The sequence below is a fragment of the Ramlibacter sp. genome (assembly GCF_035554825.1).
GTDB lineage: Bacteria > Pseudomonadota > Gammaproteobacteria > Burkholderiales > Burkholderiaceae_C > Ramlibacter.
The window spans coordinates 51,623-75,843 of sequence record NZ_DATMHS010000072.1; the positions used below are offsets into that span (position 1 = coordinate 51,623).

The 24,221-nt window shown below is 69.5% G+C and carries 24 protein-coding genes; 12 read left to right on the plus strand and 12 right to left on the minus strand.

Features of this window, described 5'->3' with window-relative positions; genetic code table 11:
* The first annotated feature begins 72 nt into the window (after nt 1-72).
* Nucleotides 73-2,076, plus strand: a complete 2,004-nt coding sequence (locus VNT59_RS08525) for a serine/threonine-protein kinase (RefSeq protein ID WP_325497896.1) — start codon at nt 73-75, stop codon at nt 2,074-2,076.
* A gap of 18 nt (nt 2,077-2,094) precedes the next feature.
* On the opposite strand, the gene VNT59_RS08530 is transcribed toward VNT59_RS08525, so the two are convergent.
* From VNT59_RS08530 to VNT59_RS08565, 8 genes are all read right to left on the minus strand, one after another.
* Nucleotides 2,095-2,640 carry an NUDIX hydrolase gene (locus VNT59_RS08530; protein ID WP_325497897.1) on the minus strand — a complete coding sequence of 182 codons (546 nt, stop codon included), beginning with the start codon at nt 2,638-2,640 and terminating at the stop codon, nt 2,095-2,097.
* Between the two features lie 123 nt (nt 2,641-2,763).
* A complete protein-coding gene (locus tag VNT59_RS08535) occupies nt 2,764-3,834 on the minus strand; it encodes a TRAP transporter substrate-binding protein (RefSeq protein ID WP_325497898.1) in 1,071 nt (356 codons plus the stop codon).
* 67 nt (nt 3,835-3,901) lie between these two features.
* A complete protein-coding gene (locus tag VNT59_RS08540; RefSeq protein WP_325497899.1) occupies nt 3,902-5,218 on the minus strand; it encodes a TRAP transporter large permease in 1,317 nt (438 codons plus the stop codon).
* The gene (locus tag VNT59_RS08545) at nt 5,215-5,691 is read right to left on the minus strand and encodes a TRAP transporter small permease (RefSeq protein WP_325497900.1); all 477 of its coding nucleotides are present in this window, start codon (nt 5,689-5,691) and stop codon (nt 5,215-5,217) included. Before VNT59_RS08545 ends, VNT59_RS08540 begins: the two co-directional genes overlap by 4 nt.
* Before the next feature lie 106 nt (nt 5,692-5,797).
* Nucleotides 5,798-6,499 (minus strand): fumarylacetoacetate hydrolase family protein, encoded by a 702-nt coding sequence (locus VNT59_RS08550; RefSeq protein ID WP_325497901.1) that lies wholly within the window; start codon nt 6,497-6,499, stop codon nt 5,798-5,800.
* Nucleotides 6,496-7,554 carry a gentisate 1,2-dioxygenase gene (gtdA, locus tag VNT59_RS08555; RefSeq protein WP_325497902.1) on the minus strand — a complete coding sequence of 353 codons (1,059 nt, stop codon included), beginning with the start codon at nt 7,552-7,554 and terminating at the stop codon, nt 6,496-6,498. The genes VNT59_RS08550 and gtdA overlap by 4 nt, the downstream gene beginning before the upstream one ends.
* A gap of 17 nt (nt 7,555-7,571) precedes the next feature.
* A complete protein-coding gene (locus VNT59_RS08560; protein WP_325497903.1) occupies nt 7,572-8,912 on the minus strand; it encodes an FAD-dependent oxidoreductase in 1,341 nt (446 codons plus the stop codon).
* Nucleotides 8,900-10,111: a 3-hydroxybenzoate 6-monooxygenase gene (locus VNT59_RS08565; RefSeq protein ID WP_325497904.1), complete on the minus strand. Its 1,212-nt coding sequence runs from the start codon at nt 10,109-10,111 to the stop codon at nt 8,900-8,902. The genes VNT59_RS08560 and VNT59_RS08565 overlap by 13 nt, the downstream gene beginning before the upstream one ends.
* Nucleotides 10,112-10,304: 193 nt before the next feature.
* Between VNT59_RS08565 and VNT59_RS08570 the strand changes: the two genes are divergently transcribed.
* Complete coding sequence (locus VNT59_RS08570; protein WP_325497905.1) at nt 10,305-10,979, plus strand: OmpA family protein; 675 nt, start codon at nt 10,305-10,307, stop codon at nt 10,977-10,979.
* A 45-nt stretch (nt 10,980-11,024) separates the two neighbouring features.
* Here VNT59_RS08570 and VNT59_RS08575 read toward each other — a convergent pair whose 3' ends face one another.
* Complete coding sequence (locus VNT59_RS08575; protein WP_325497906.1) at nt 11,025-11,336, minus strand: antibiotic biosynthesis monooxygenase; 312 nt, start codon at nt 11,334-11,336, stop codon at nt 11,025-11,027.
* A gap of 90 nt (nt 11,337-11,426) precedes the next feature.
* Nucleotides 11,427-12,389, minus strand: a complete 963-nt coding sequence (locus VNT59_RS08580; protein WP_325497907.1) for an alpha/beta hydrolase — start codon at nt 12,387-12,389, stop codon at nt 11,427-11,429.
* 76 nt (nt 12,390-12,465) lie between these two features.
* On the opposite strand from VNT59_RS08580, the gene maiA reads away from it, so the two are divergent.
* Together maiA and pgeF are read left to right on the plus strand one after the other, a co-directional pair.
* The gene (gene maiA / locus VNT59_RS08585) at nt 12,466-13,107 is read left to right on the plus strand and encodes a maleylacetoacetate isomerase (protein ID WP_325497908.1); all 642 of its coding nucleotides are present in this window, start codon (nt 12,466-12,468) and stop codon (nt 13,105-13,107) included.
* 2 nt (nt 13,108-13,109) lie between these two features.
* Nucleotides 13,110-13,874, plus strand: a complete 765-nt coding sequence (gene pgeF / locus VNT59_RS08590) for a peptidoglycan editing factor PgeF (protein ID WP_325497909.1) — start codon at nt 13,110-13,112, stop codon at nt 13,872-13,874.
* On the opposite strand, the gene VNT59_RS08595 is transcribed toward pgeF, so the two are convergent.
* Nucleotides 13,803-14,093 (minus strand): hypothetical protein, encoded by a 291-nt coding sequence (locus VNT59_RS08595; RefSeq protein WP_325497910.1) that lies wholly within the window; start codon nt 14,091-14,093, stop codon nt 13,803-13,805. The two genes, pgeF and VNT59_RS08595, sit on opposite strands and share 72 nt — an antisense overlap.
* Nucleotides 14,094-14,172: 79 nt before the next feature.
* Between VNT59_RS08595 and phaC the strand changes: the two genes are divergently transcribed.
* The 3 genes from phaC (at nt 14,173) to phbB (ending at nt 17,931) form a co-directional block, all read left to right on the plus strand.
* Nucleotides 14,173-15,867: a class I poly(R)-hydroxyalkanoic acid synthase gene (gene phaC, locus VNT59_RS08600; protein WP_325497911.1), complete on the plus strand. Its 1,695-nt coding sequence runs from the start codon at nt 14,173-14,175 to the stop codon at nt 15,865-15,867.
* A 74-nt stretch (nt 15,868-15,941) separates the two neighbouring features.
* Entirely contained in the window at nt 15,942-17,123 is a 1,182-nt protein-coding gene (locus VNT59_RS08605) for an acetyl-CoA C-acetyltransferase (protein ID WP_325497912.1), read from the plus strand.
* Between the two features lie 70 nt (nt 17,124-17,193).
* Complete coding sequence (gene phbB / locus VNT59_RS08610) at nt 17,194-17,931, plus strand: acetoacetyl-CoA reductase (protein WP_325497913.1); 738 nt, start codon at nt 17,194-17,196, stop codon at nt 17,929-17,931.
* Nucleotides 17,932-18,001: 70 nt separating this feature from the next.
* Here phbB and VNT59_RS08615 read toward each other — a convergent pair whose 3' ends face one another.
* Nucleotides 18,002-18,409 carry an RNA-binding protein gene (locus VNT59_RS08615; protein ID WP_325497914.1) on the minus strand — a complete coding sequence of 136 codons (408 nt, stop codon included), beginning with the start codon at nt 18,407-18,409 and terminating at the stop codon, nt 18,002-18,004.
* A gap of 268 nt (nt 18,410-18,677) precedes the next feature.
* Between VNT59_RS08615 and VNT59_RS08620 the strand changes: the two genes are divergently transcribed.
* From VNT59_RS08620 to VNT59_RS08640, 5 genes are all read left to right on the plus strand, one after another.
* Complete coding sequence (locus VNT59_RS08620) at nt 18,678-19,112, plus strand: hypothetical protein (protein ID WP_325497915.1); 435 nt, start codon at nt 18,678-18,680, stop codon at nt 19,110-19,112.
* Nucleotides 19,113-19,212: 100 nt separating this feature from the next.
* Entirely contained in the window at nt 19,213-19,638 is a 426-nt protein-coding gene (locus VNT59_RS08625) for a hypothetical protein (RefSeq protein ID WP_325497916.1), read from the plus strand.
* Between the two features lie 262 nt (nt 19,639-19,900).
* Nucleotides 19,901-20,914 carry a tRNA dihydrouridine(20/20a) synthase DusA gene (dusA, locus tag VNT59_RS08630; RefSeq protein ID WP_325497917.1) on the plus strand — a complete coding sequence of 338 codons (1,014 nt, stop codon included), beginning with the start codon at nt 19,901-19,903 and terminating at the stop codon, nt 20,912-20,914.
* A gap of 65 nt (nt 20,915-20,979) precedes the next feature.
* Nucleotides 20,980-23,337: a bifunctional salicylyl-CoA 5-hydroxylase/oxidoreductase gene (locus tag VNT59_RS08635; RefSeq protein WP_325497918.1), complete on the plus strand. Its 2,358-nt coding sequence runs from the start codon at nt 20,980-20,982 to the stop codon at nt 23,335-23,337.
* A gap of 19 nt (nt 23,338-23,356) precedes the next feature.
* Nucleotides 23,357-24,217 carry an enoyl-CoA hydratase family protein gene (locus tag VNT59_RS08640; protein WP_325497919.1) on the plus strand — a complete coding sequence of 287 codons (861 nt, stop codon included), beginning with the start codon at nt 23,357-23,359 and terminating at the stop codon, nt 24,215-24,217.
* Nucleotides 24,218-24,221 lie beyond the last annotated feature (4 nt).

Here is a 24,221-nt window from a genome sequence, read left to right on the forward strand (position 1 = left end):
CGCCGCGCGACGGGGCGGCTGGCCCCGCCGCTAGAATCCGTTCACCCCCGCCTGGAGTCGCGAGTTGTTGTTGTGAGTCTTCGAAAACTTGGCCGCTACGACATCGTTCGCGTTCTTGGCAAAGGCGCGATGGGGATCGTCTACGAAGGCCGCGACCCGAATCTCGATCGCCGGGTGGCGATCAAGACGGTGAAGGTCGAAAACCTTTCGCCCGAGGCGGCCGACGAGTACGAGGGGCGCTTCCGCACCGAGGCCCGCTCCGCGGCCCGCCTGCAGCATCCGAACATCGTTAGCGTCTACGACTCGGACCGGCACGAGGACGTGGCGTACCTCGTCATGGAGTACATCCACGGCGACGACCTGAAGCACCACCTGGACAACGGCGAGCGCTACACCCTCGAGCAGGCGCTGCGGATCATCGACGACCTGCTCTCGGCGCTCGACTACGCGCACCGGCAGGGCATCGTGCACCGCGACATCAAGCCGGCCAACCTCCTGATGGAGCCCGGCGGGCGCGTCAAGCTCACCGACTTCGGCGTGGCGCGGATCCAGGATTCGCAGGACGCCACGCGCACCCAGGGTGCGATGGTCGGCACCTTGAAGTACATGTCGCCGGAGCAGGTGCAGGGCCAGAAGGTCGACACGCGGGCCGACCTCTTCTCGGTGGGCGTGCTGCTCTATCAGTTGCTGACCGACCAGCGGCCGTTCGACGGCGAGAACGAGTTCGCGATCATCCACCAGATCGTCGGCCACACCCCGCCGCCGCCCAGCGCGGTGAATGCGCGGCTGCCGGCAGCCATCGACGCCGTGGTGGCGCGCGCGCTGGCCAAGAAGCCGGAGCAGCGCTATCCGACGGCGGCGGAGTTCGCGGCCGCGCTGCGGGCGGCGATGCGGCAGGCCGAGGACCCGACGATCGTGCCGCCCGCCAACCCGGCCCGCGCGGCTGCCGGCGGCATCTACCTCGTGACCAGCCCGGGCACCTCGCCAATGGGGAACTCCACGGTGACGCAGGAGCTGGAACTGGTCTACTGGAAGGACGTCAAGGACTCCACCGACCGCGAAGACCTGGAGGTGTTCCTCGCCAAGTTCCCGGCCGGGATCTATGCCGACCTCGCGCGGCGCCGCCTGCGCAAGCTGGCGAGCGAACCGGCGCCCGACCAGACCGTGCTCAGCGGCCTGCCCGAGGCGGCCAGGGCGATCGCCGCTGGCGTGGCTGCGGCGCGCGGCGGGTCCGACACCATGCCGCTGCCACGGACCACCGCGGCGCCCGCCCGCGACGCGAGCCCGGCACGGCTGGCGGCCGAAGAAAGTTTCACCCCCACGATGCCCGACCCGCGCCACGCGCCGGTGAAGGCGGTCGACCTGTCGGTCTCGGTGGCCAATCAGCGGGCCGCGACCGCCGCGGTCGACGAAACGACGGTGCCCGTGGGGACGGCGGCGCCCGCGCTCGACGCGTCGGCCGACCCGCCGGCCGACGCGGCGCGGGCCGCCGCTGCGGCGCCGGCAGCGGCACGCCGGCCCGTGCCGGCGCCGCTGCTGGCAGGACTCGGCGCCGTGGCCATCGGCGCGCTCGCCGCCCTGTTCCTGGCCGGACGCGGCGGCAACGAGGTGGCCGTGGCATCACCTTCGGGCGCCGCATCCGCGCCGGTCGCTGCCCCTTCCGACGCCGCCTCCGCTGCGCTCGCAGCCGTCTCGCCGGCCGCAGCATCCGCAGCGGGGCCCGCGGATGCCACCCGCCGGGCGGCGGCCAGTGCACCGCATGCGCGGCCGCCGGCCAGCGCCGCCAGGCGGCCGCTGCCGAAGGCTGCTGCCGCGGCGCCGGCCGCCGAGCCGCTCCGGCCCATCCAGCAGGCATCCGCGCCGGGGCCGGAGGCGCGTGAGCCGGTGCGCCCGGCACCCGCCGCGGTCCGCCCGCCCGCCAACAACCCGGCCGACGTCTGCAAGGACAAGGTCTTCATCGCGCTGGAGCTGTGCCTCGCCGAGCAATGCGACAAGGCCGGCGCGCGCAATCATCCGCTCTGCGTGAAACGGCGCGAGGACGCCAAGCTGCGGGAAGAAAGCCGCGTGCGCAACTGAGGCCCGCGGCTGCGGCGCTCAGGTGATCACCAGGCTGTGCACCTCGAAGCGGCCGGCGCGCCGGTCGGCGAAGTAGCACAGCAGCGTCTCGCGCACGGTGCGGAACGCGATCTCGTCCCAGGGGATCTCGCTCTCGGTGAACAGCTGCGCCTCGATCGTCTCGTGGCCGGGAGCGAAGTGGTCGCTGAGCAGGCGCGCGCGATAGAACAGGTGCACTTGTCCGACCCGCGGCACGCTCAGGACGGTGAACAGGTCCTCCATCGCGATGTGCGCCCCGGCTTCCTCGACCGTCTCGCGCGCCGCACCCTCGGCGGTGGACTCGCCCAGCTCCATGAAGCCGGCCGGCAGCGTCCACTTGCCCCAGCGCGGCTCGATGTTGCGCTTGCACAGCAGGACCCGATCGCCCCAGTGCGGCACGGTGCCGACGACGTTCAGCGGGTTCTCGTAATGGATGGTGTCGCAGGCAGGGCAGACGGCCCGCTCGCGGGTGTCGCCGTCGTCGGGCACCCGGTAGACCACCGCCGCGCCGCAATTCCGGCAATGTTTGATGGGGCTGCGCAGCATCGCCCGAGTTTAAGTTGAAACGCCCGGCGCGATGGCCGGGCGGCGGGGTCCGGGCGCACCCCCGCGCCGTCTCAAAAAAAAATGCAAGGGGCCGCGGCGGCGGCCCCGGCAGGTGCGACTTCCTCAGGCCTTCCTGGCGATCGCCGCGCCGCCCTTGCCGTGCTTGTCGATCAGTGCCCGCGCGCCTTCCAGCAGCTTCTTGCCGTCGAAGCCGCGCTTGGTCATGTCCTCGGCCCACTCCACCTCGACCAGCCGCGCCTTGCGCCGGAACTCCTGCGCCTCGGCGGCCGGAATGGTGTAGATCCTGGTGTCGTGGATCGCCTCGGCCGCCTTGCGCCCGACCGGGTCGTTGCCCTGCTGCACCTTGCCCAGCCAGGCCGACGTGGCCAGCCCCGAGTTGGCGTCGATCACCTTGCGCAGGTCGGGCGCCAGCGAGTTGTACTTCGCCTTGTTCATCGCCATCACGAACGTGGTGGTGTAGAGCGCGCCGCCGGCCGGATCGAATTCGCTGTGGAATTTCGCGAGCTCGTGCACCTTGACCGAGGGCACCACTTCCCACGGGATCACGCAGCCGTCGATCGTGCCCTTGGACAGCGCGTCCGGAATGCCCGGCAGCGGCATGCCGACCGGGGTGGCGCCGAGGTAGCCCAGCATCTTGGTGATCTGGCGCGTCGGGCCGCGCAGCTTCATGCCGCGCAGATCGGCCGCCGTCTTCACCAGCTTGTCCTTGGTGTGGAACATGCCGGGGCCGTGGACGTGCAGGGCGATCACCTGCGTGTCCTTGAATTCGTCGGGCGCCATGGTCTGCACGTATTCCCAGTAGGCCTTCGACGTGGCTTCGGCATTGTTCATGACGAAGGGCAGCTCGAACACCTCGACGCGCGGGAAGCGGCCCGCCGTGTTGCCCGGCAAGGTCCACACGATGTCGACCACGCCGTCCTTCGCCTGGTCGTACAGCTGCACCGGCGTGCCGCCCAGCTGCATGGCGGGATAGCCCTCGAACCTGATGCGGCCGCCCGAGTCCTTCTCGACCTTTTCCATCCACGGCTTGTGCATCGTCAGCCACACGTTCGACTGCGGCGCCATGAAGGTGTGGAACTTCAGCGTGACGGACTGCTGCGCGAGGCCGCTGAGCCCCGGCACGCCCAGGGCCACTGCGGCCGACGACTGCAAGAGGGTACGACGCTGGATCATGCTCGGTTCTCCCTGAAAAGCCGCAACGGTACTGCAGGGGACCAGGCCCGGCGCTCGGGGCTTTCCCTCAACCGATGTACTTCACGAGCCAGAGCGAGATGGGAGGAAAGAACAGCAGCAACAGCGTGCGCAGCGTGTCGCTGATGAGAAACGGCATGACGCCGCGGTAGCTCTCGCCGATCGGCACGTCGCGCGCCATGCCGTTGACGATGTACACGTTGAGTCCGACCGGCGGCGCCAGCAGGCCGAAACCCACGGTCATGAGCACCATGATCCCGAACCAGATCGCCACCGACTCCTTGGGCATGCCGAAGTCCAGGCCCATCACCATCGGAAAGAAGATCGGGATGGTGAGCAGGATCATCGACAGCTCATCCATCACGGCGCCCAGCACCACGTAGAACAGCAGGATCGCGCCGACTACCGCCAGCGGCGACAGCCCCCAGCTGCCGACCACGGCCGCCAGCTGGTTGGGCACCTGGGTGAGCGCCAGCGCCGCGTTCATCAGGTCGGCGCCGAGGAAGATCATGAAGATCATCGCGGAGCCCTCGGCGGTGGCGTAGAAGCAGTGCTTGAACTTGCCCCAGGTCATCTCGCGCCGCAGCAGGGCGGCGATGAAGGTTGCCGCCGCGCCGACGGCCGCGCCTTCGGTCGGCGTGAACAGGCCGCCGTAGATGCCGCCGAACACGATCAGGAAGATGATGGCGATCGGCAGCACCGCGATGCCGGCGCGCGCCGTCAGTTTCGGCCCGTCCTCGTGGTCCGGGGCATGCCCGGGGACCAGCCGTACGTACACGCCGATGGCGATCATGTAGCCGGCCATCGCGATCAGGCCGGGCACCATCGCCGCGGCGAACAGCTTGGCAATGTTCTGCTCGGCCAGGATCGCGTAGATCACCAGCGGCACCGACGGCGGAATGAGGATGCCCAGCGTGCCCCCGGCCGCCAGCGTGCCCGTCGCGAGACGCCCCGAGTAGCCGTGCCGCTTCATCTCCGGCAGCGCCACCGACGTGATCGTGGCGGCGGTCGCCACCGAGGAGCCGCAGATCGCGCCGAAGGCCGCGCACGCCATCACGGCCGCCATCGCGAGGCCGCCGCGAAAGCGCGACATCACGCCGCTCGCGACCTCGAACAGCGCTTTCGAGATCCCGCCCTGGGTGGCGAAATTCCCCATCAGGATGAACAGCGGAATCACCGACAGGTCGTAACTGGCGAAGCGGGCGAACGCCTGCGTGTTCAGGAAGTTCGCCAGCGGCAGCCAGCCTGCCTGCAGCACGTAGCCGGTCGCGCCGGCGGCGAACATGGCAATGGCGATCGGCACGCGGACCGCCATCAGCAGCAGCATGATCGCGAAGATCAGCAGCGTGAGCGCGAGCGGGCTCATTCGCGCACCTGCGGGGCGAATCCGGCCACGGCCTGGACGAGCCCGATCACCGCCGTCAGCGCCAGCGGCGGCACCATCGCCGCGTACACGATCCACTCGGGAAAGCCGATCATCATGGTGCCCGAGTGGTTGGCATAGGCATTGAGTCCGCCGAGCGTCGCACGCCACGCCAGCAGTCCCATGGCCGCGCCGAGCAGCAGGGCGCCGAAGCGGTCCAGCGCCGCGTTGGTGCGGTCGCCGGCCTTCGCGGTGAAGAAGTCGACGATGATGTTGCCGCGGCGGACCTGGCACCACGGCAAGAACAGGGCGATGGCGGCGCCGGCCGCCACGCCCGTGAGTTCGAAATCGCCCACCAGCGTCCAGCCGGTCGTGTTGCGGCCGATCAGGCTCACGCAGGTCATCAGCGTGATGACCGTGAGCAGCACGCCGGCGAGCACCGCGCACAACTTGGCCAGTCTCTCCAGGATGGGCACTGGGCGCTCCTCCGAATGTCTTGGACGGCGATCCCGGCCGCGCCGGCCGCTCCGGCGCGATCACGGGCGATTGCGGGCCGGGCACGCCAGGCGTGCCCGGCAGCCCTCAGGCGGCGGTGACCTTGATCGACAGCTCGCCGAGGCCGGAGACGCCGCCGGCCAGCGTGTCGCCGGCCTGCACGGCTCCCACGCCTTCGGGGGTCCCGGTGAAGATCAGGTCGCCGGGCTGCAGTTCCCAGGCGGCGGACACGTGCTCGATCACCTCGCCGATGTTCCAGATCAGCTGCGTCACGGTGCTGCGCTGGCGGTCCTTGCCGTTCACCTGCAGCCAGATCTCGGCCTTGGTCACGTCGCCGGCCTGTGCCGCCGGCGTGATCGGGCCGATCGGGGCCGACTTCTCGAAGGCCTTGCCGATGCACCAGGGGCGGCCCTGCTTCTTCATTTCGCCCTGCAGGTCGCGGCGCGTCATGTCCAGGCCCACGGCATAGCCCCAGATGTGCTTTTGCGCGTCGGCGGCCTTGATGTTCTTGCCGCCGGTGCCGATCGCCACCACCAGTTCGATCTCGTGGTGCAGGTCCTTTGTCAGCGTGGGGTAGGGCAGCGAGCCGGTCTCGCCCTGGTTCACCGGCAGCACCGCGTCGGCCGGCTTGAGAAAGAAGAAGGGCGCCTCGCGGCCGGTGAACCCCATCTCCTTGGCGTGCTCGGCGTAGTTGCGGCCGACGCAATAGATGCGGTGGACGGGGAAGCGCTCGGGACGGCCCAGCACCGGGACGCTGGCCACCGGGGCGGGATTGAAAACGTAGCTCATGACAACCTTTCTTCGTGGTGGAGCCCCAGCGCCTGATGGACCGGCCGGTCGGAGAAACTGAACAGGACGCAGCCGGGCTGGGAGCTCAGCCGCGCAGTGTGCCATGACGGCACGACGAAGTGATCGCGCGGCCCGAACGCGAAGCGCCAGGTGCCGCCGCCGGCCGACTCGATGGCGATGTCGCCGCGCCCCTCCACGACGCTGTAGACGGCGCCGTCCGTCTGGCGCCAGGGCTTGCCGGCAAAGCCGGCCGGCAGTTTCTGCATGAAGGTGGCCATCGTCGGCATCGGCGAGCCGCCGGTCAGCGGATTCAGGTAGCGCAGCTTGACGCCGTCCCATTCGTCGACCGGCGCGTCGCGTTCGAGTCGGTCGAGCGCTTCGCGGCTGCGCTCGTACGGATAGCTGAAGATCGGCGAGGCCGGCCCGAACGGCGCCTCGTGGCGCACCGGGGCCATGTTGTGGCCGAAGCGGGCGAGGCTGGTGCCCTCGGCCCGCGTCACCACCTGCGAACGGCGGGCGTCGTTCTCGGCGAAGCCGGCGTCCAGGAAACGCACCATCGGGATGTCGAGCCCGTCGAGCCAGACGACCGGCTCGGCCGCTTCGTTGCCGTGGTCGTGCCAGGTCCAGCTCGGCGTGATGATGAAATCGCCCGGGCGCATGGTGGTGCGCTCGCCATCGACCGCGGTGTAGGCGCCGGCGCCTTCGACGATGAAGCGCAGGGCGCTTTGGGTGTGGCGGTGGCTCGGCGCCACCTCGCCCGGCAGGATCAGCTGCAATCCCGCGTACAGCGACTGGGTCGCGGCCGATTGACCGCGCAGCGCCGGGTTCTCGAGGATCAGGACGCGGCGCACCGCTTCCTCGGCGGTGATGACCTCGCCGGCGCGCATCAGGAAGGGCCGGACCTCGTCGTAGCGCCACAGCGCCGGCACGCAGGGCGAGGCCGGCTCGCGCGGCACCAGCGCGTGCAGCACTTCCCACAGCGGCGTCAGGTTCAGGGGATCCATCTCGCGATAGAGCTGTTGGCGCAATGGCGCCGTCGGATGCGGTGCGTTCATGTGTGTCTCCCGTGGTCCTACCAGCTGCGGCCCAGGTAGGCGCCGCCGGCTTCGAGCCGGCCCTGCAGCGCGGCGACATCGACATCGGCCGCATCGCATCCGCTGGCCAGCGCGAGATCGCAGGCGGTGCCGGCCGCCTGTCCCATCACGAAGCAGGCGCCGCTCACGCGCGCCGCCGACTGCGCTTCGTGCGTCATGGACGCGCAGCGTCCGGCCACCCACACGTTGTCCAGAGCGAGCGGCACGATCATGCGATAGGGCAGCTGGTTGAAGCCGCGGCTGTCGGGAATCTTCGGCCAGCGGAACTCCACGTCGCCCTTGATGTGCAGCTCCAGCGGCCAGCCGTTGACGCCCACCGTGTCGTCGAAGCTGGCGCAGTCCAGCACGTCGCGCTCGGTCAGCAGGTAGCGGCCCCGCACGCGGCGGGTCTCGCGGATCCCGACCTGCGGCGCGATGTCGACGATGTACGACGCCTCGAAGCCGGGCACTTCCCTGAGGAAACCGGCGACGCTGGCGATCTGCCGGCGCCCGAGGATCTCGGCATCGCTCAGTTCGCGGGCATCCGTGCCATCCATCGCGTCGCCCTGCGCATTGGCCAGCTGCGTCAGGTTGACCCGCCACTCGATGCCGCTTTTCTGCGGTCTGACGATCGCCCCCTTGCGCGGAAAGCGCCAGCGGCCCGCGCGCTCGGCCTGCGCCATCAGGCGCGGGATCTCCTCCCAGGCCTTGCCGGCGCGCCGCGGATCGACGCCGTTGACGCGGAACATGGTCGAGGGATAGAGCATGTGGCCGTCGCCATCGCCTTTGTCGAAGGGCGCGCCGGCCCAGGCGGCGAGGTCGCCGTCACCCGAGCAGTCGACGAAGGTCCGCCCCAGCACCGCGCGCCGGCCCGATTTGGTTTCGATCAGCACACCCGTGACGCGCGACGGGCCATCCATCAGCACGCCGGTGGCCAGTGCGTGGAACAGGACCTGCACGCCGGCCGACAGCAGCAGGTCGTCGGCCGCGATCTTGTAGGCGGCGGTGTCGTAGGCCTGCGCCACCGTCTTGCCGAACAGCGGGTGGGGCGCGTTCAGGCCGCCCAGGCCGGCGATCCGATCGAGCAGGTCGTCGGCGACGCCGTGCACCACCTGCCGGATATCGCCGTGCACGTTGGCGTGCAGGCCGCAGAAATTGGTGACGCCCGCCGCGGTGCCCATGCCGCCCAGGAAGCCGTGCCGTTCGAGCAGCAGCGTCGAGCGTCCGGCGCGGGCTGCCGCGACCGCCGCGGCCATGCCGGCCGGCCCGCCGCCCAGGACCACCACCTCGTATTCGCCGAACACCGGCGTCTGCCGGGCCGGTTCCGTCACTGTCTGCATGCGTCCTCGGGAAAAAGCCGGTCGGGATCGATCCCGTCGTACATCCACTTCACGCCCGCGAAGCCGGCCGATTCCTGGCCGCTTTCGAACATCTGGTTGCGCAGCTCGCGCGCGACGCCGGCGGCGTGATAGATGTCGCCATAGAAGCGCGCCGTCAGCTGGACGCGGCCGGTGCGCAGGTAGCGCGCCTGTTGGTAGCGCCGAAACGCCGGTTCGATCTCGCCGGCGCTGGCGCGCAGCGCGGCACCGAGCACCACCGCGTCCTCGATCGCCTGACCGGCGCCCTGCGCGAGGTACTGCAGCATCGGGTGCGCGGCGTCGCCGAGCAGCGTGACGCGCCGGTCGGTCCAGTTCTTCACCGGCTCGCGGTCGCACAACACCCACATCTTCCAGGTCTCGATCTTGCCGAGCAGCTCACGCACCTGCGGCACCGCCGCGGCGAAGCGCTCGGTCAGCTCGGCCGGGTCGCCGAACGTGTTCCAGCCCTCGTCGTACCGGTCGCTGTGGAAGACCGCCACCAGGTTGAACAGCTCGCCGCGCCGCAGCGGGTAGTGCGCCAGATGGGTCTTCTCGCCGCCCCACAGCGTGACGTCGTCGCTCCACAGGTGGCCGGGCACGTCCGCGCGCCTGAGCACCGCGCGATAGGCGACATGGCCGGACACGCGCGGCTTGCCGTCGCCGACGACCGCCTCGCGGATCCGGCTCCACAGGCCGTCGGCGCCGATCAGCGCGTCGCCGCGCAGCGTGTCGCCGCCGGCGGTCCGCACCGTCACGCCGCCGGCGTCCTGCGCGAAGCCTTCCACCTTGCTCGAGGTGCGCAGCGTCAGGTTGGGCAGGGCGCGGCAGGCGTCGAGGAAGACCTGGTGCAGGTCGGCGCGGTAGATCACGCCGTACGGAAAGCCGTAGCTGGCGCGGGCCACCTCGCCCAGCGGCACGCGCACCACCCGCTCGCCGGTGCGCACGTCGTTCATGCACATGCCGGGCGGGAAGAACGCCGCCTGGTTCACCGCCGCGGTGAGTCCGAGGTACTCGAACATCCGGAAGATGTTCGGTCCGAGCTGAATGCCCGCGCCGATCTCGCCGAATGCCGGCGATTGCTCCAGCACCGTCACGGCGTGGCCGGCGCGTCCGAGGACGAAGGCGGCGGCCAGCCCACCGATGCCGCCGCCGGCGACGAGAAGGTGCGGTGGCTGCGTCATGGCGGGTCGTTCGGGCGAAAGCGAAGACAGGATGCTACCCGGCCCGTCGACGGGGGCGCACCGGGGATTGCCCGCGCCGCAGCATCGATCGCGCCGGTCGCGCTTACAGGCTGTTTCCCCGGCGCCGGTTTGAGTTTTGCCGCATCCTGACCTTCAATGGATGGTGAATCTGCCTGTGGAAAGGGAAAGCGCGATGAGCAAGAATCAGTTCAGCAGGGATGCCCTGGCGGTGGGGTTGGGCGCGGCGGCGCTGCTCACGGCCGGCTGTGCGGACATGAACATGGGGAGCATGTCCCCGACCGCGAAGGGGACGGCGATCGGTGCGGGCGTCGGCGCGCTGGCTGGCGCGGCCATCGGCGGCGACACGCGCGGCGCCGCGATCGGCGGCTTGGTGGGCGCGGCCGGCGGCTACGTGTGGTCCAGGCACATGCAGGAGAAGAAAGCCGCGATGGAACGGGCGACGGCCGGCTCCGGCGTGCAGGTCTCGCAGACCACCGACAACCAGCTCAAGCTCAACGTGCCCAGCGACCTGTCGTTCGACACCGGCCGCTCGGACATCAGGCCCAACATGCGGCCGATCCTGGATCAGTTCGCGAGCGGCCTGTCGGGCCAGCCGAACACCGAAGTGCGCATCATCGGCCACACCGACAGCACGGGCTCGCCGGCGGTCAATGACCCGCTGTCGGTGCAGCGGGCGCAGGCGACCAAGAACTACCTGGCGTCGCGCGGGGTCGATCCGAACCGGATCGTGATCGCCGGCCGCGGCGAACGCGAGCCGGTGGCCGACAACATCACCGAGGCCGGCCGCGCCCGCAACCGGCGCGTCGAAATCTTCCTGGGCGAACGGGCGGACGTCGCCCACCGCTGAGCACGTCGGCGCCTGGTCGGCAGGCCGCCCGCGGGCGGCCTGTCTTCATTCGGGCTGGGCCGATGTGGCGACCAGCTCGAAGTGCTCCACCAGCGGCGGGCCGGCGAAGAACGGGCCGATGATCGCGCGCCACTGCGCGAACAGGGGGCCCTGGCGGAAGCCGACCGTGTGGTCCTCGAGCGTGTCCCAGAAGATCTGCAGCACGTAGCGCTCGGGCGTCTCGATGCAGCGGTTGACCTTGAAGCCGTGCACGCCTTGCGCCTTTGGCAGCACCGTGGCCAGGGCCTGCTGGATGGCTGCTTCGAAGGCGGCCTGCTGGCCGGGCTGGATGCGGATGTCCGCGATCTCGAGAATCATGCTTGGGTCCTTGCTGAAAAGTGGCACTGTAGCGCTCGGCGAGGGCGCGAAGGTTCTCCCGGCCGGATCTGACGACAGGCCGCGTTGCGCTCAGCCTTCTCGCGGCGCGCCTTGCCGCTGGAATGCGAGGTGGAGCTGGTCGGCGCACAGGTGCACGGCGGTATTCGCCTCGTCCAGCACCTTGCCCATCGGGACGAAGCCGTGGATCTGCCGCTCGAAGCACACCAGCGCGGCGCGGTTGCCCGCGGCGGACAGCCGGTCGGCGTACTGCAGGCCCTCGTCGCGCAGCGGGTCGAAGCCGGCCGTCAGCACCAGGGCGGGCGGCAGCCCGGTCAGGTCCTCGTGCAGCAGCGGCGAGGCGCGCCAGTCGAGGTCGTCCCTCGCGTCGACGATGTAATGGTCGTGGTAGTAGCCGATGGTGTCGCGCGTGAGCAGGTAGCCCTGGCCGTTGGACTGGTGCGAAGGCGCCGTGCGGCGCATGTCGGTGGCCGGGTAGATCAGCAGCTGGAAGGCGAGGGCGGGGCCGCCGTCGTCGCGCGCGGCGATCGCCGCGACCGCCGCCAGGTTGCCGCCGGCGCTGTCGCCGCCGACGGCGATGCGCGAGCCGTCCAGATGGAGCGAGGCCGCGTTCGCGTGGACCCAGCGCAGGGCCGCCACGCAGTCGTCGACGGCCGCGGGGAAGCGATGCTCGGGCGCCAGCCGGTAATCGACCGAGACCACCGCGCAGCGGGCGCCGTTGGCGAGCTCGCGGCACAGCGTGTCGTGGGTCTCGAGGTCGCCGATCACCCAGCCGCCGCCGTGGTAGTAGACCAGCACCGGCAGCAAGGCATCGTTCGCGCTGCCCAGCGGCCGGTACAGCCGCAACGCGATGGCGCCGGCCGGTCCGGGCATCGTGAGGTCGCGCGTGGCGCCGATGTCCGGGGGCGCGGGCTGGGTGAACAGGCGACGCTCGCGGTACAGGGCGCGGGCCTCGGCGGGGCTCAGGGTGTGGGTGGGCGGAACGCCTTTGCGCTCGATCAGGTCGAGCAGCGCGCGCGCCTGGGGATGCAGCATGTCGTGGGTCTCCGGCTCGTTGTGTGGGAGGCGCCGATCCCCGGCACGGCGCCGGAGCTTCCCTTATGCTTGCGCCATGAAACTGTACAACTACTTCCGGTCCTCGGCCTCCTTCCGCGTTCGGATCGCGCTGGAGCTGAAGGGTTTGCCGTACGAGTACGTGCCGGTGCATCTGGTCAAGGGCGAGCACCAGCAGGCGGGCTATGCCGCCGTGTCGCCGGCGATGCTGGTGCCGTCGCTGGAGACCGACGCGGGCGAGCACCTGGGCCAGTCGATGGCCATCATCGAATACCTGGACGAGACCCATCCCGAGCCGGCGCTGCTGCCGCCCGATCCGCTGGCCCGCGCGCGGGTGCGCGCGCTGGCGCAGTTGATCGCCTGCGAAATCCATCCGCTGAACAACCTGCGCGTGCTCAAGTACCTGGTGCGCGCGCTGAAGGTCGACGAAGCGGCGAAGACCGCCTGGTACCGGCACTGGGTGCGAGAGGGGCTGGAGGCATTCGAGCGCGAACTGGCGCAACTGCCGGCCGGCCGCTTCTGCTTCGGCGACACGCCGACCCTGGCCGACTGCTGCCTGGTGCCGCAGATCTTCAACGGCCGGCGCTTCGACGTGAGCTTCGATGGCCTGCCGCGCACCATGGCGGCCTTCGACGCGTGCATGGCGCTGCCGGCCTTCCAACGCGCCCAGCCGTCGAGCTGTCCGGACAACGAAGCCTGAAGATGCCGTATCCCGCCGCCTGGATCGTGCCGGACTGGCCGCTGCCGCCCGGCGTGCGCGCGGCGTGCACGACCCGCGACGGCGGCGTGTCCGTCGGGCCGTACGCCAGCCTCAACCTCGGCGACCACGTCGGCGACCAGCCGGTGACGGTGGCCGCCAACCGGGCCAGGTTCGCCCAGGCGCTGCAGGCCCGCCCGGTGTTCATGCAGCAGGTGCACGGGACGCAGGCGGCGCCGCTGACCGCCGCGACGCCCGACGGCATCCAGGCCGACGCGTGCGTCACCACCGAGCCGGGCGTGGCCTGCACGATCATGGTTGCCGACTGCCTGCCGGTGCTCTTCGCCACGCGCGACGGCAGCGCGGTGGCGGCGGCGCACGCCGGCTGGCGCGGGCTCGCCGGCGGGGTGCTGGAGTCGGCCTGCCGCGCGCTGCGGGGGGCGAGCGGCGCATCCGCCACGCAGCTGCAGGCATGGCTCGGTCCCTGCATCGGACCGGCGGCGTTCGAGGTCGGGGCCGAGGTCAAGGCGGCGTTCGAGGCGATCGACGCCGCCGCGGCCGCCATGTTCCGCCCGCACGGGCCGGGCAAGTGGCTCGCCGACCTGCCGGGCCTGGCCCGGCTGCGGCTGCGCACGCTCGGCGTCAGCCAGATCTACGGCAATGACGGCACCGAGCGCTGGTGCACCGTCGCCAACCCTTCAAGGTTCTTTTCGCACCGGCGCGACCGGGGCCTCAGCGGCCGGTTCGCCGCCGCCGTCTGGCGCGCCTGAGGCAGCGGCGCGCCGCTGCGCGAGGTCGGCCGCCTCGCGCGCCCGGATCGCCTTGCGGCGCGCCGGCGTTCCCAGCAGATACATCACCAGCGCCACGGGCAGCACGCCATAGAGTACAAAGGTGATGATGGCGCCGAGCACGCTGCCATTGCTGTGGGTGGCCTCGGCGACGGCCATCATCAGCGCCACGTAGAGCCAGCCGATCGCGACCAGGTACATCAGGAAGAATGTGGTTTGTTGCGACGCAACATTGTTGATGGGATACTCGCCAGCCCGGGCGCAGCCGTGAGGAGACAGAATGAATTCTGAAGCAGACTGGTCGGCCGCCGCTCGCCAGTTCCAGCAAGACCTCGGCGAGCAGTGGAGCAAGACCATGCAGTCCTTCGGCGCGCTGGTCCCGCCGCGGGCCGCCGCCGCGGCGGCCCCCGGCCTGCGGTTCGCGCCCGACAAGCTGCAGGCCCTGCAGGAGGCCTATCTCAAGGAAGCCGCCGAACTCTGGAACCAGGGCCTGGCCGCCGCCCCGGCGGCCCGCGACAAGCGCTTCGCGGCCGACGCGTGGCGCGCCAATCCGGTCGCCGCCTATTGCGCTGCCGTCTACCTGCTCAATGCGCGGGCGCTGCTCGGCCTGGCGGAAGCGGCCGAAACCGACGAAAAGACCAGGGCCAGGCTGCGGTTCGCGGTGGAGCAATGGATGGCGGCCTCGGCCCCCAGCAACTTCATGGCCCTGAACGCCGAGGCCCAGCGCAAGGCGATCGAGACCCGGGGCGAGAGCATCGCCCGCGGCGTGCAGAACCTGCTCAAGGACATCCAGCAGGGCCATGTCTCGATGACCGACGAGAGCGTGTTCGAAGTCGGTCGCAACGTCGCGACGACCGAGGGCGCGGTGGTCTTCGAGAACGAGCTGTTCCAGCTGATCGAATACAAGCCACTGACCGCCAAGGTGCACGAGCGGCCGTTCCTGTTCGTGCCGCCCTGCATCAACAAGTTCTACATCCTCGACCTGCAGCCCGAGAACTCGCTGGTGCGCTACCTGGTGGAGCAGGGCCACCGCACGTTCCTCGTGAGCTGGCGCAACGCCGACCAGTCGCTGGCCGCCAAGACCTGGGACGACTACGTGGGCGACGGCGCGATCAAGGCGATCGAGGTCGTGCGCGAGATCACCGGCGCGCCGCAGATCAACGCCCTGGGCTTTTGCGTGGGCGGCACCATCCTGGGCACCGCGCTGGCCGTGCTGGGCGCCCGCCGCGAGCAGCCGGTGGCCTCGGCGACGCTGCTCACCGCGTTCCTCGATTTCTCCGACACCGGCGTGCTCGACGTGTTCATCGACGACGCCTTCGTGAAGTTCCGCGAGGCCCAGCTGGGGCGCGGCGGGCTGCTGCGCGGGCAGGAGCTCGCGTCCACCTTCAGCTTCCTGCGGCCCAACGACCTGGTGTGGAACTACGTGGTCGGCAACTACCTGAAGGGCGAGACGCCGCCGCCGTTCGACCTGCTGTACTGGAACAGCGACTCCACCAACCTGCCGGGGCCCATGTACGCGTGGTACCTGCGCAATACCTATTTCGAGAACAACCTGGTCAAGCCTGGCAAGTGCGTGGTCTGCGGCGAGCCGGTCGACCTGGCCCGGATCGGGATCCCCGTGTACATCTACGGCTCGCGCGAGGACCACATCGTGCCGATCGCCGGCGCGTATGCATCGACCCGGCACCTGCCCGGCAAGAAGCGCTTCGTCATGGGCGCCTCGGGCCACATCGCCGGGGTGATCAACCCGCCGGCCAAAAACAAGCGTTCGTACTGGACCAACGAGCGCTTGCCGGAAACCCATGCGCAGTGGCTGGCCGGCGCACAGGAGCATCCCGGCAGCTGGTGGCCCGACTGGGCGGCCTGGCTGAAGCCCCATGCCGGCCGCCAGATCGCCGCGCCAAAGCGCCTCGGCGGCGCGAAATACCGGCCGGTCGAACCGGCCCCCGGCCGCTACGTCCGCGCCAAGGCTTGACGCACGTCAGAGTGCGAAGCGCAGGAACCGCGACAGTTCACCGTTTGGCAGGCCCAGACAGCAAGGAGACTCGGATGGAAGACATCGTCATCGTTTCGGCGGTCCGCACCGCGATCGGCAAGTTCGGCGGCTCGCTGGCGCGGGTGGCCGCCCCGGAGCTGGGCGCCATCGTCGTCAGGGAGGCGCTGGCCCGGGCCAAGGTCGACCCGGCGCTGGTGAGCGAGGTGATCATGGGCCAGGTGCTCGCGGCCGGCGCGGGCCAGAACCCGGCGCGGCAGGCGCTGCTGAAGGCCGGGCTGCCGAAGGAAGTGCCGGGCCTGACGATCAACGCCGTCTGCGGCTCGGGGCTGAAGGCGGTGATGCTGGCGGCCCAGGCGATCGCCTGTGGCGATGCCGAGATCGTCGTCGCCGGCGGCCAGGAGAACATGAGCGCCGCGCCGCACGTGCTGCCCAACTCGCGCGAGGGCCAGCGCATGGGCGACTGGCGGCTGGTCGACACCATGATCGTCGACGGGCTGTGGGACGTCTACAACCAGTACCACATGGGCATCACCGCCGAGAACGTGGCGCGCATGCACAGCATCAGCCGCGAGGCGCAGGACGCGCTGGCGCTGGGGAGCCAGCAGAAGGCCGCGGCGGCGCAGGAGGCCGGGCGCTTCAAGGACGAGATCGTCCCGGTGGCCATCCCGCAACGCAAGGGCGAGCCGGTGGTGTTCGAGCAGGACGAGTTCATCAACAAGAAGACCAACGCCGAAGCGCTGGCGGGGCTGCGGCCTGCCTTCGACAAAGCCGGCTCGGTGACGGCCGGCAACGCCTCGGGCATCAACGACGGCGCGGCGGCCGTGGTCGTGATGAGCGCCCGCAAGGCGGCCGAACTGGGGTTGAAGCCGATGGCGCGCATCGCCGGCTTCGCCACCAGCGGCCTCGATCCGGCCACCATGGGCATGGGTCCGGTGCCTGCCACGCGCAAGGCGCTGGCCCGCGCCGGCTGGCAGCCGGGCGAGGTCGACCTGTTCGAGCTCAACGAAGCCTTTGCAGCTCAAGCGTGCGCGGTCAACAAGGAACTGGGGATCGACACCGTGCGCGTCAACGTCAATGGCGGCGCCATTGCGCTGGGGCACCCGATCGGCGCGTCCGGCTGCCGCGTCCTGGTCACGCTGCTGCACGAGATGCGCCGGCGCGAGGCGGCAAAAGGCGTGGCCGCGCTGTGCATCGGTGGCGGCATGGGGGTCTCGATGGCGGTCGCCCGCACCTGAGCGCGGCGCGGGGCCTTTGCCCGCCGCGCGCCGTTGTGCGAAGCTCACGCCCTTACCTGGGAGAACATCGATGAGCCAGAAAATCGCATACGTGACCGGCGGCATGGGCGGCATCGGCACGGCGATCTGCCAGCGCCTGCACCGCGAGGGCTTCAAGGTCATAGCGGGCTGCGGGCCCACGCGCGACTACGGCCGCTGGCTGGGCGAGCAAAAGGAGCAGGGCTACGCCTTTCACGCGTCGGTCGGCAACGTCGGCAGCTGGGATTCCACGGTTCAGGCGTTCAGCAAGGCGAAGGCCGAGCACGGCCCGATTGACGTGCTGGTGAACAACGCCGGCATCACCCGCGACCGCATGTTCCTCAAGATGACGCGCGAGGACTGGGACGCGGTGATCGACACCAACCTCAACTCCATGTTCAACGTCACCAAGCAGGTGGTCGGGGACATGGTGGACAAGGGCTGGGGCCGCATCATCAACATCAGCTCCGTCAATGGCGAGAAGGGCCAGGCCGGGCAGACCAACTATTCGGCCGCCAAGGCCGGCATGCACGGCTTCACGATGGCACTGGCGCAGGAGCTGGCGCCCAAGGGCGTCACGGTGAACACCGTCAGCCCGGGCTACATCGGCACCGACATGGTCAAGGCCATCCGGTCCGACGTGCTGGACAAGATCGTCGGCACGATTCCGGTCAAGCGCCTGGGCGAGCCCGCCGAGATCGCGTCGATCATCGCCTGGCTGGCCTCCGAGGAAAGCGGCTATTCCACCGGCGCCGAGTTCTCGGTGAACGGCGGCCTGCACATGAGCTGAAGGCGCTCGGCGCCGGGAGCGGAGCGCGGAGCCCCCGCGCGAGCCGCTGTCCTTGCGCGGGAGCCGCGCCTCAGGTGACCAGGTCCTCGATCACCAGGTGCCGGTACTTCTGGCCATAGGAGACGGGGTGGCCGCGCAGCGTCTGCATGATGTGCTCGGTCTCGTCGTGCGAGGGCGCGTGGATCAGCAGACCATAGTGGCCCTGGTGGGCCAGCTCGTCGAAGCGGCGCACCGTCTCGACTTCGGTCCCCGGCGAGGGCAGCGGCGCGTCTTCGCTGGCCACGGTGCGGCCGATCTTGTCCCGGATCTCGGCCGGGGTGAGCAGGCAGATGTGCTCGCCGCTGTGGCCGGCGTCCTCCAGCGCCCGCTCGGCGTTGCGGGCGTCCTGCTCGGTCGGAAACATCAGGAACAGATGGCCCGTCGGATAGAACACCCCGCGCAAGGTCAGCATGCCCGGTTCGATTGCAAATGGTTTCATGGCGGCTCCCTGAGTGTCGGAGTGAGTCATTAAAGGCGCAGGCTGGCGCCCGCGGCTGTCGGACGGAGCCCACAGTTCCCCGCCGTGCTGTACGCGGGCGCGTCCGCCTTCTACGGTGCAGGGACTGCGGACGCGATGAATACCGCTGCGCAATGACCCTGCCGCCGCGCCTTAAGGGAGTGCTCGAGGGCGGCAACCGCAACCGTACCTTGCGCCAGGATCTCACGATCGATCTGCAAACAACAGGCTGCTTGGCTTCCACCAAACGGTGGAGGTCGCGGCGAACGGGAAGAAGCAGACGGAAACCGCCACTTCTATCGCGTGCTCACTCGACGACAGCGGGGCACTGACTGGCGACGGGCTGCGCACCTTCCAGTACGATGAAAGCCGGCGCTTGGTCAAGGTCAAGACCCCCGCCTTCGTGAGCTACTTGCACAATGCCATGGGACACGGGGTATTCAAGAGCGAGCCGGAATTTGAACAGTCCGAGCCACGGGAAGACGTCTTGGGCAACGAGTTCGTGGACTGGTTGAGAACCAATTTCGGCTGGCTGTTCGGCACTGCCAGGGCGAAGAACGGCATGGGGAAGGCGTTCGTTCACGCGGATGGACCGCTGCCGTCCTGGGCGCTGCTGGGCGAGTACGACGCCGGCGGCGCGGCTGGAAGAACCTTAGGTCAGAAGCGGGTGTTCCAGATCTTGTAGCCAACGTGCCGACTATGCCTGCGGCGTACCTCGTCGGCATCGGCTTGGAAATTCTTAGAACTCTGCAGCTTGCCAGGCAGCCTGCCCCGATGTGTTCGCCATGAACAGAAATTTTGCGCGCTTCTTGGTCGTGATCCTCACGGTCATCTGCTCGTCTGGTGGCCTGACAAGCTCCGGCGAGCTTGGGCTTCAAGAGGGCCAAAGATTTGAGATCATCGGAACGCTTTACGCGCACGGGGTGAGGGATGATCTTGGATCAAGTGAAATTTCAATTATTTCTGTGGTTCCGCTTCGGCTCAGCGGCCCAGAAATAGTTTTTCGTAAGCTGATTCCCGTGGGCAGTACGATGACCATAGTAGGCAAAGCGCCAAAGAAGCTGTTTCATTTTCTTTATCCAGATCGATATATCGTACAGATTAGCGCACTAGACGCGCCAACGGACGTTCCGATAGTTATTGATCTGTCCCGTGGGATAGAAGGGAAGCCAAAGACGCTCAATCCGGCGATCTTCAAGGCGCTCCCATAGTTTCAGCTATTCGCGTCTCCATTCGATCAGCCTCCTTGAAGCAAGATCCTGACAAGTGGGTGGAGAGATTTCATTCGATCGGGGGGCATCCGCTCGGGCTCCCCCGAGGCCCGAACCGATCGAGCTACGTTGCGGTCATCGCTGTCGATCCGGAGGGCCGAGGTTCCGCGTAGCCGCACGCCTTACGCCGGCCCGGCGAGGTTCTCCGGGGAAATGCACGGCGAGAGTGCCAGCTTTCGCGAAGCGTTATCCTGCGGAAGAGATGAAGGCCACTTCGCATTCCCGGCAGACGACTGACCACACCCCATGGCGCATGAGCGTCGCGCCGATGATGGACTGGACCGACCGGCACTGCCGGTACTTCCACCGACTGCTGTCGCGGCACGCGCTGCTGTACACCGAGATGGTGACCACGGGCGCGCTGATCCACGGCGACGTGCCGCGCCACCTCGATTTCGACCCGGCCGAGCAGCCGGTCGCCCTCCAGCTGGGCGGCAGCGAACCGCAGGAACTGGCGCACTGCGCGCGCCTGGGCGAGCGCTGGGGCTACCAGGAGATCAACCTCAACTGCGGCTGCCCCAGCGAACGGGTCCAGCGCGGCTCGTTCGGCGCCTGCCTCATGGCCGAGCCGCAGCTGGTGGCCGACTGCGTCAAGGCGATGGTCGACGCGGTGCAGATCCCGGTGACGGTGAAGCACCGCATCGGCATCGACCGGGACGAGCGCTACGAGTTCATGCGCGACTTCGTCGGGCAGGTCGCCGAAGCCGGCTGCCGGGTGTTCCTGGTCCATGCGCGCAACGCCTGGCTCAAAGGGCTCTCGCCCAAGGAAAACCGCGAAGTGCCGCCGCTGCGCTATGAGCAGGTGCATCGGCTCAAGCGCGAGTTTCCGCAGCTCACAATCGCCATCAACGGCGGCTTCACCACCAGCGAGCAGGTGGACGAGCAGTTGCGGCTGCTGGACGGCGTGATGGTCGGCCGCGAGGCGTACCACAACCCGTGGTGGCTGGCGGAATGGGACAGCCGCTTCTACGGTGCGGCGGCCGACCCTGGCTTGACGCGGGAGCGGGTGGAGGCCCAGCTGGTGGCGTACATGGAGCGGGAGGCAGCCGCGCACGGCACGCCCTGGGCCTCGATCGCGCGCCACATGCTCGGCCTGCGGCACGGGCTGCCGGGCGCGCGGCGCTGGCGGCAGGTCTGGAGCGACCACCGCCTGAAGCAGCTGCCGGCGCGCGCGGTGATGGAGCGGGCCCACCGGGCCACCGCCGCGGCTGCCTGAGGGATATCCAGGGGGACCGCGGGCCGGTCGATGCTTTAGACTTGAAGCATTCACCTGGAGGCGTGATGAACATCGTGTGCATCGGCGGCGGACCGGCCGGGCTCTATTTCGCGCTGCTGATGAAAAAGCGCCACCCGGGGCACCAGGTCACCGTCGTCGAGCGCAACCGACCCTACGACACCTTCGGCTGGGGCGTGGTGTTCTCGGACCAGACGCTGGGCAACCTGCAGGCCGCGGATGCGCCGTCCGCGTCGGAGATCCTCGGCGCCTTCAACCACTGGGACGACATCGAGGTCAATTTCCGCGGCCGCACCATCCGCTCCGGCGGCCACGGCTTCTGCGGCATCGGCCGCAAGCGCCTGCTGAACATCCTGCAGCGGCGCTGCGAGGAACTGGGCGTGCGCCTGGTGTTCGAGACCGATGTCCAGGACGACCTGGGCTTTCCCGATGCCGATCTGATCATCGCCAGCGACGGCCTGAACAGCCGCATCCGCGGCAAGTACGCGGCGGCGTTCCAGCCCGACATCGACCTGCGCCGCTGCCGCTTCGTCTGGCTTGGCACGCACAAGCGCTTCGACGCCTTCACCTTCGCCTTCGAGGAAACCGAGCACGGCTGGTTCCAGGCTCATGCGTACCAGTTCGACGGCGACACGTCGACCTTCATCGTCGAGGCGCCCGAGGAGGTCTGGCGCCGGGCCGGGCTGGAGGACATGAGCAAGGAAGAGGCGATCGCGTTCTGCGAGCGGCTCTTCGCCAAGTACCTCGACGGCCAGCCGCTGCTGTCCAATGCCTCGCACCTGCGCGGCTCGGCGCAGTGGATCCGGTTCCCGCGCGTCGTCTGCCGCACCTGGGTGCACCACAACGGCCGCGCGCCGGTGGTGCTGATGGGCGACGCGGCCCACACCGCACATTTCTCGATCGGATCGGGCACCAAGCTGGCGCTGGAGGATGCGATCGAGCTGGCGCGCTGCATCGAGCGCGCGCCGGGCGACCTGAGGCAGGCGCTGGCCGACTACGAGGCGGTGCGCAGCGTCGAGGTGCTGCGCATCCAGAACGCGGCGCGCAATTCGACCGAGTGGTTCGAGAACGTCGCCCGCTACGCGCAGCTGCCGCCGGAGCAGTTCGCCTATTCGCTGCTCACGCGCAGCCAGCGCATCAGCCACGAGAACCTGCGGCTGCGCGACAAGGCCTATGTCGAACGCTACGAGGACTGGATCGCCGAGCACGCGGGCCTGCACCGCGCGCCGCCGCAACAGCCGGTGCCGCCGATGTTCACGCCGTTCCGGCTGCGCGACGTGACGCTGAAGAACCGCGTCGTCGTCTCGCCGATGGCGCAGTACTCCTGCGTGGACGGGCTGCCGGCCGATTACCACCTGGTGCACCTGGGCGCGCGGGCGATGGGCGGCGCGGCCATGGTGGTGGCCGAGATGACCTGCCCGTCGGCCGATGCGCGGATCACCCCCGGCTGCCCCGGCCTGTGGAACGAGGCCCAGCGCGACGGCTGGCAGCGGATCGTGGACTACGTGCATGCGCACACCGACGCCAGGATCGCGTTGCAGCTGGGGCACGCCGGGGCGAAAGGCTCGACCCGCGTGCCGTGGGAGGGCGAGGACCAGCCGCTCGCTTCCGGCAACTGGCCGCTGATCTCGGCCTCGCCGCAGCAGTACCACGACGGCGTCAGCGACTGGTCGCGTGCCATGAACCGGGCCGACATGGACCGCGTGCTGGCCGACTTCGTGCGCAGCACGCGGTTCGCCGCGCAGGCCGGCTTCGACTGGCTGGAACTGCACTGCGCCCACGGCTACCTGCTGTCGAGCTTCATCTCGCCGCTGACCAACCAGCGCACGGACGAATACGGCGGCAGCCTGGACAACCGGCTTCGTTACCCGCTGGAGGTGTTCCGCGCGATGCGCGCCGCCTGGCCGGACCAGTTGCCGATGTCGGTTCGGATCTCGGCCCACGACTGGGTCGAGGGTGGCATCACGCCGGACGACGCGGTGGCGATCGCCCGCGCCTTCAAGGCCGCCGGGGCCGACATGATCGACTGCTCCTCGGGCCAGGTCAGCCCGAAGCAGCGGCCGGTGTACGGCCGCATGTATCAGACGCCGTTTGCCGACCGCATCCGCAACGAAGCCGGCATCCCCACCATCGCCGTCGGCGCGATCTCGGAAGCCGACCACGTCAACAGCATCATCGCGGCCGGCCGGGCGGACCTGTGCGCCATCGCGCGGCCGCACCTGGCCAATCCGTCCTGGACGCTGCTGGAGGCCGCCAAAATCGGCTACCACGACCTGGCGTGGCCCCACCAGTACCGGTCGGCCAAGAGCCAGCTCGAGCGCAACCTGGACCGCGAGAAGCAGATGGCCGCCCAGGCGGCCGGGCTGTCGCCGCTGGAGCAGGCCAGGCAGGCCGAAGGTGTCTGATCACCAACGAGGAGCTTCCATGAACGACGCAACCGACCGGCTCGACCCGGCGCTGGCCGCGGGCAACCGTCGGCCGCTGGCGGGCTATCGCGCCACGCATTTCCAGTGGCAGGTGCAGGACAAGGTGGCGACCGTCACCTTGAACCGGCCGGAGCGCAAGAATCCGCTGACCTTCGATTCCTACGCGGAATTGCGCGACCTGTTCGGCGGATTGAAGTACGCCGACGACGTGACGGCGGTGGTCATCACCGGGGCCGGCGGCAACTTCTGCTCCGGCGGCGACGTGCACGAGATCATCGGCCCGCTGGTGCGGCTGAAGGCGCCGGAGCTGCTGATGTTCACCCGCATGACCGGCGAGCTGGTCAAGACCATGCGCGCCTGCCCGCAGCCGATCGTCGCGGCGGTCGACGGCGTCTGCGCCGGCGCCGGGGCGATCATGGCGATGGCCTCCGACATCCGGCTGGCCACGGCCCGCAGCAAGACCGCATTCCTCTTCAACCGGGTCGGCCTCGCCGGCTGCGACATGGGCGCGTGCGCCATCCTGCCGCGCCTGATCGGCCACGGCCGCGCCAGCGAGCTGCTGTACAGCGGCCGCGCGCTGGGCGGCGAGGAGGGCGAGCGCTGGGGCTTCTTCAACCGGCTGTGCCCGCCCGAGGCGCTGCTCGAACAGGCGCAGGCGATGGCGCGCGAGTTCGCGCAGGGCCCGACGTTCGCCAACGGCATCACCAAGACCATGCTGCACCAGGAATGGGCCATGACGATCGAGCAGGCGATCGAATCCGAGGCGCAGGCCCAGGCGATCTGCATGATGACCGAGGACTTCGCGCGCGCCTACCACGCGTTCGTCGCGAAGGAGAAGCCCCGCTTCGCCGGCAACTGAAGGA